The sequence below is a fragment of the Novosphingobium sp. genome (genome assembly GCF_036820275.1).
Classification (GTDB): Bacteria; Pseudomonadota; Alphaproteobacteria; order Sphingomonadales; family Sphingomonadaceae; genus Novosphingobium.
On sequence record NZ_DAISLT010000005.1, the window covers coordinates 210,637 to 216,996 of the forward strand.

Genomic DNA, 6,360 nt, shown 5'->3' on the forward strand with positions numbered 1-6,360 from the left:
CGCGCAGGCCTCAAGCAGCCCCCGCACATTAAGGGGTCAGTTCCGGTAGGGGGCGAAATGACACCCTAAGCGATCAGTCAAGGCTTTTCGCTATCGTAGCCGTGCTGGCTCGGCAATTTCATCGGCCTCTCCAGGCGTCGCATAGACCTCCTCGCGGATGATCCGATTGGTGATCTCGAGGAGATGGGCGGAGAGGGCCTCGCTGAGTTCCTCGAACTCGGGCCACAAGACCTGGTTGATGAAACTGACGGGCGCATGGACGATCACGGTCTGGCGATGCATGCGTGAATAGCGGAACGGCTTGAGGCCATAGCGCCTGCAGAGGGCTGTGAAGAGCTGCCGTGACCACGGGTCTGGAATCGAGAACTTGAACTCTTCCGACGTTTCGCGGCGGCTCGTTTCAGTGAACTGGCGCCTGATACGTTCTGCGGCGGCACCGGCTGCGGCCTTTTCGCCTGCCGTGGCGGCGCCGGCGAACAGGGCTTCGATCTTACGCAGTTTTTCGCGGAGGCGCTGCTCCGCATCCGAATTCTGGTTCAATGCCGCGTTCCCAACGGCGTAGTGATACCGGGGAGGGTTTGGGCGCGCGCCCGCGTGCAGGATAGAACCGCGGCATGGATTTCGGTCTCCATGATCTCGGTCATCACCCGCAGATGCTTGATCGTCTCCTTGATCTGCCCGCGATCCTCAGGTTCGTCCCTGGTGCGTTCGATGAGGTCGGCGATGCCCGCCATCATCGCTCTGATTTCCCCGAGATGCGTGACCGCTTCATGCGCGCGTTCGGGTAGCCCGGCTTCCTCCTCGCCATTGAACAGGCCTTCCACAAAACCTTCGACTTCCTGCGCGCGGACCATGCCCAGATTTCCCAGATTGGCGCTGGTTGGCTCCAGGGGAACACGAGTGGCTCGGAATGGCTTCTTTGGGTCCTGATGGTCGGCCAGTTCGTTCCACAGGCCCATGACCAGGGCGCCAAGCAGCGCATTGGCGTCATCCACGCTGTCAAACTCGGGTAACGCTCCGCCCCATAGGCCGGCGATAACCGCCATGGGTTGCACAGCGGGATCGGGACAGGCGATGTTGCCCAGCAACCGCGTCCTCACTTCGTGGTAAGGAACCGGACAGGCATGCTTGTCGAGCAAGGCGCGGATCGCACGTTCGGTTGGCGGTTTATCCTTGGACTGGCCCATTGTACTTTCTTGCAGATACAGATCACGGCTTTACCGGACAATTTTATAACGGCTCGGCTCCCTTGGGCCAGCGGTATTCGCCGGTAAGCAGGATATGAGCCCATCCTAGCGGCGAGATGTGCGCGAGCAATTCAGGCGGAACGTCGAGACCATCCCGGCGGCGCTGGTCGACAGCCTTACCAAGGTGGAGCGTGTTCCAGTAGATGATAATGGCTGCGAGCAGATTGAGCCCCGCGATCCGATAATGCTGGCCTTCGCTGGTCCGATCCCGGATCTCGCCCTGACGGCCGATGCGCAGCGCATTCTTGAGTGCGTGATGCGCTTCGCCTTTGTTGAGGCCGATCTGGGCCCGCCGCTGCATGTCAGCGTCGAGAATCCAGTCGATCAGGAACAGCGTTCGCTCGACCCTGCCTACCTCGCGCAAAGCCAGGGCCAGATCGTTCTGCCGGGGATAGGACGCCAGTTTGCGGAGCAACTGGCTGGGGGTGATCCTGCCGCCGTTGACCGTGGCGACGCTGCGGAACAGATCGGGCCAGTTAGCGACGACGATATCCTTGCGTATTTTACCGGCGACGAGTTTTCGTAGTTCGGTCGGCGTCGCCCTCGGATCGAACACGTAGAAGCGCCGGGAGGGTAGATCGCGGATGCGCAGCACGAGCCGGCGATCGAGAAGCGCGCTCAGTCCAAAAACATGGTCGGTATAGCCCGCCGTATCGGCAAACTGTTCCGTCACCTGTCTGCCGGCCTCGTTCATCAACAGGCCATCCAGAATGTAGGGAGCCTCGCTCACCGTGGCCGGGATGGTCTGCGAGGCGAAGGGCGCGAATTGGTCGCTGACATGAGTATAGGCCTTGAGACCCGGCTCCGATCCATACTTGGCATTGATCGTATTCATCGCCTCGCCCTGCCGTGCGGTGGAGAAGAACTGGCCGTCGCTGGAAGCGCTGGCACCCATGCCCCAATGCGCTGCCATAGACAGTTTACCCTGGGCGGCGACCACCATGGCCAATGCCTGGTTCATGGCTTCGCTTTCCACGTACCAGCGGGCAAGCCGTGACAGTTTCCAATAATCATGAGTGTTCGAAGCCTCGGCCATCTTCCGCAAACCGAGATTCAGGCCTTCGGCGAGCAAGACGTTGAGCAGACCGATGTTGTCCTCGCACGGGGCGCCGGTTCGCAGGTGCGTGAAAGCCTCAGTGAAGCCGATCGCCGCATCGACCTCGAGAAGGATGTCCGTGATTCTGGCGGGAGGAAGACGGCGGTAGAGGTCAAGGATCAGTTCTTCCGCTTCATCCGGGACAGCGGCGGTAAGCCGATCAATCCGAAGTTCACCGTCCTCGATGCTTCCATGGGGGATCGTGCCGTCACGGGCGGCGGCCCCGAGCCGCTTCAGCCCCTCTTCCAGTCGCCGCGTTCGATCATCGAGCCAGGCATGAGGATCGCGCGGCAAGGTCAATCGACCCATTTGTTCCTGCGCCATCGCCAACGGGACCAATACCTGGGTGATGTCGCCGTAGCGCCGGGAATGCGTCAGCCACATGTCCCCGGACCGGAAGGCATCACGCAGATGGAAAAGAATGGCCACTTCCCGAAGTCGGCCGTACCCGGCCTCCTGCGCCTTGAGGTATCGGTGCCATTTGGAATTGGGGCGGAGGAAATCGACGCCCGATTGGACCGGTGACCGGGTATCGCCGATCGCCATCGCCGCCGTAAAGAGCGGCTTTGCTATGGGAGCACAACCAATTCTGAGGCAGCGGAGCATGCGCGGGGCATAGCGGCGAAACCGGTGGTATCCGTGCCCGACATGGGCAAGCGGTTCTTCCGCCATCGCCGAACTCAATTGCCCCGCGATCGCCACCCACTCGTCAAGCCTTTCCCATTCCGGCGATCGCGTCAGTGCCGTCTCTATCGGGACGCCGTCATTACGGGCCTCGATCATGGCCGATCCCAGTGCGGTAAATGCACGTAGTGTATCGGTGACGCTCGTGCGGGCAGCGCTGGTCCTGGTTTCATGCACCTGCTTTGCTTCGCGCCAGGTCTTGCCCACAATGCGGTCATGGGTTTCCACCACCGCATCGGCCATGGCCGCTTCCCATTCGATGACGCAGGCCGCGAGAATGGCCAACCGGCGGTTCGCGCCGGTATCGCGCACCTCATCGGTGAAGTAACGCTCCCCCTGCCGGCGTAGCCGTGCAATCCGGCGCATCGGAACACCGGCGAGGCTCTGTACCGACAAACCAAAGCCCTGAAGGAATTCAAGCCGATCCAAAAGACGGTTTGCTGCCGTCGAGTTATGGCCCACCTCGAATTTCCGAAGCCAGACGAACCGGCTGACATTGCCGGGCATGACCTCTGTCAACAGCGCGTTCAGACGTTTACGCATTTCGAGATCAAGTCGGCCGACGATACGGGCTTCAATGTGACCCTCGGCTGCAACCAATGCATCAGCGCATAATCGCTCGATTGTCGATATCGCCGGCAGGATGGTCATCGTGTCGCGACAGCGTGCAACGAAGCGGCGGGCCAGATCTTCATTCGAGTGAGCCTGTTCCGCTTCCTCGACGAGCCACTGCCGAAAGGCTCGAGAATAACGACCTTGTCCCGGAAACATGCGATAGCCGTAAATACGGCGCAGCGCTTCCATGTGCTGCTGCCGGGTCTGACGACGGACAGCGTAGCGTACGAGCGCCTCACCCGGGATACCGATTTGGGCGCCCAAAAAGGCCGAGATGGCCTGGGGGATCAGTTCGCCCGGGGCAAGAGCGCGCCCGGGATAGCGCAACGCACATAGCTGAAGCGCGAAGCCGATCCGATTCTCCGGCCTGCGTCGCCGGTCGATGTGGATCAGGTCGTCGTCAGCCAGAATATAATGGCGGAGCAGCGATGCCTCGTCGGTCGGCAGGTCGAGCAGTGCCGAGCGCTGACGCGCCGTCAGGATGTGGCGTCTTGGCACAGGCGCATCGTCCCAGTTGAACAGGAGTCTGTTTTGGACAACATTGACCCCACGCAGATCAAGGGTTTTCGAAGCCTAAATCCAGAGGGGTTCAATTGGGACAACGCGCTGCCATCTATGCCAGGGTCTCGACCGCCGACCAGTCGTGCGAGCGGCAATTGCGCGACCTTGCCGCCTTTGCCGAACGGGGCGGCTATGAAGTGGTGAAAGCGTTCCGGGAGACAGCCTCCGGCATGAAGGCGAACCGGGCGGCACGTAACCAGGTGATGAAGCTGGCGCAGGCACGCCAGATCGATGCGATCCTTGTGACCGAACTAAGCCGGTGGGGCCGCTCCACCCAGGACTTGCTCGACACACTGAACCGGTTGTCCGGGTGGCGCGTGTCCGTGGTGGCGATGAGCGGCATGACGTTCGAGGTCGACACACCGCATGGGCGGATGATGGCCACTTTGCTTGCCGGCATCGCGCAGTTCGAGCGCGACATGCTCAGCGAGCGTGTCCGTTCCGGGCTGGCTGCGGCCCGAGCGAGGGGGCGCAAGCTCGGACGGCAACCGGGAGAACGGCCCAAGTCGGATCGGCTTGGCCCCAAAGTACTCGCGCTGGTTGAAGAGGGGCGCAGCTATCGCTGGATCGCGCGGGATCTTGGCCTGAGCAAGAACACGGTCGCTGCAATCGTCGGTCGGGCAAGAGCAGATCGCTCTCCTGCCGAGGAAATAGCGGCATGACAAAAGCCCCGCCACGCCTGCCGCCCGATCCGCGGCGCAAGGTACGCTTCCGTGAGATCGCTCGCGGCATCGTCGCCAAAGACCGCCATGATCGCAAATATGGTTACACTGTGGACACCGCGGGCGCTATCGCACAGGCGCTGGAGCGCGCCTATCGTGAAGGTGTACGAGACGCTCCAACAATTACTACCACGGTGCATGAGCAGCCCGATACAACGGGCCCTCTCGAATGGGCGATGATCCCGCCTCGACCCAGGGATGCCTTCTGGAGCATCTGCCTGTTTTTTCTTGGCCGGGAAGCGGATGACACCCGGAATGGATACCTGGAGCCCGCGCTTACCGAACGCGGAACGCCGGGATGGGCAATGGTAGTCCCGGGGCGAAACCGGGAAAAAGTGATCGGTGATCGAACCATTGTCCCTCTCGTCCGGCTTGGGCTCCTTGTGCGTTCATCGGATAAACCTGTTCGTCTTCTTGTCACTGAGCGCGGACAGGACACATGGCGACTTTTCTGCCAGCGGGGCGGGCGTTACCCCGAGGATCTGACCGACATCTGATCTACGCTCAACAGAGTTTTATAATGGCAGCTAGCGCCCCGTTGCGGACATTAGCGGAAGATGCGAAGCCCAATAAATGCTGGACGAACTGCTCATCGGTTTCTTCGGAGGACTTATTGGGGAGCGCCTCTTTGGTAAGTGGGCGCGCCGCCATCCTCGTCTGACCTATCTAATCTGCATCCCGCCGCTGCTCGCTATCGTCGTCTTAGCTGTAAGACAAATGCTGCGAAGCTAACGTCGGCTTCCCACCCCTTTAAGCCATTGCGCTTAGGGTGTCATTTCGCCCCGTACCGGAACTGACCCCAGGTAGGTCCACTCGCCCTTGACCTTGATGTAGGTCTCATCGACGTGCCACTTTCCTGTCACAGGCCGCTTGCGGGCGTTGAAAGCGTCGAGCAACTGCAGCGAATATCGCACCACCCAGCGGTGTATCGTCGAATGGTCCACCGATATTCCCCGCTCGGCTATCATCTCCTCCAAGTCCCGAAAGCTCAGTCCGTAAGCGAGGTACCAGCGCACACATAGCAGGATAATTGTTGCGTCAAAATGCCGCCCCTTAAACATCAAACCTCGCCACAAAAGCCAATTCTTTCTATGACATAATCGGCATCACGGGAATTTGCGACAGAACCCCTGATCGATCCCCGGCTCGGCTGAACGCAGGGGACGCGTTCGGATCCGGCCGCGTAAGGACTAGCCCAGCTTTGCCATGAGCCGGCCTGCTGCGCCCTGCTCGGCGGCAAGATTGCGGTTGTAGGCGAGCGGCATGCGCGGGCTCTTCCAGCGCAGTACATCCATGATCCCGGCCAGATCTTCACCGGATGCGAACAAGTCCTGGTTGGGCCCCACCCGGGTCGAGTGCGCAGAAATCCCCTTGAGCACCCGCCCCATGTCGTCACGGGTAAGATCGGGCAGCGCACCAGCGTCGAAGGCGCGCA

At 61.0% G+C, this 6,360-nt stretch carries 5 protein-coding genes and 2 pseudogenes; 2 read left to right on the forward strand and 5 right to left on the reverse strand.

What is annotated here, in order from left to right:
• Window positions 1–90: 90 nt before the first annotated feature.
• From V7066_RS06460 to V7066_RS06470, 3 genes are read right to left on the reverse strand one after another with little or no spacing between them, the layout of a single operon-like run.
• On the reverse strand, window positions 91–540 hold the full coding sequence (locus V7066_RS06460) for a hypothetical protein (protein WP_054434824.1): 450 nt from the start codon (window positions 538–540) through the stop codon (window positions 91–93).
• Window positions 537–1,187: a UPF0149 family protein gene (locus V7066_RS06465; RefSeq protein WP_132470472.1), complete on the reverse strand. Its 651-nt coding sequence runs from the start codon at window positions 1,185–1,187 to the stop codon at window positions 537–539. Before V7066_RS06465 ends, V7066_RS06460 begins: the two co-directional genes overlap by 4 nt.
• A 43-nt stretch (window positions 1,188–1,230) precedes the next feature.
• Window positions 1,231–4,140: a Tn3 family transposase gene (locus V7066_RS06470; RefSeq protein ID WP_132470475.1), complete on the reverse strand. Its 2,910-nt coding sequence runs from the start codon at window positions 4,138–4,140 to the stop codon at window positions 1,231–1,233.
• 95 nt (window positions 4,141–4,235) lie between these two features.
• On the opposite strand from V7066_RS06470, the gene V7066_RS06475 reads away from it, so the two are divergent.
• The gene (locus V7066_RS06475; protein ID WP_054434826.1) at window positions 4,236–4,865 is read left to right on the forward strand and encodes a recombinase family protein; all 630 of its coding nucleotides are present in this window, start codon (window positions 4,236–4,238) and stop codon (window positions 4,863–4,865) included.
• Entirely contained in the window at window positions 4,862–5,422 is a 561-nt protein-coding gene (locus V7066_RS06480; RefSeq protein WP_082370115.1) for a hypothetical protein, read from the forward strand. The genes V7066_RS06475 and V7066_RS06480 overlap by 4 nt, the downstream gene beginning before the upstream one ends.
• A gap of 303 nt (window positions 5,423–5,725) precedes the next feature.
• Here V7066_RS06480 and V7066_RS06485 read toward each other — a convergent pair.
• Together V7066_RS06485 and V7066_RS06490 are read right to left on the reverse strand one after the other, a co-directional pair.
• Window positions 5,726–5,986 (reverse strand): annotated as a pseudogene (locus tag V7066_RS06485) (IS6 family transposase); the annotation flags it as partial.
• A 129-nt stretch (window positions 5,987–6,115) separates the two neighbouring features.
• Window positions 6,116–6,360, reverse strand: a pseudogene (locus tag V7066_RS06490) (integrase); the annotation flags it as partial.

What these genes read in the sequence shown, in the direction of transcription:
- V7066_RS06465 (WP_132470472.1), bottom strand. Translation starts at nt 1,187, where the DNA reads ATGGGCCAGTCCAAGGATAAACCGCCAACCGAACGTGCGATCCGCGCC.
- V7066_RS06480 (WP_082370115.1), top strand. Translation starts at nt 4,862, where the DNA reads ATGACAAAAGCCCCGCCACGCCTGCCGCCCGATCCGCGGCGCAAGGTA.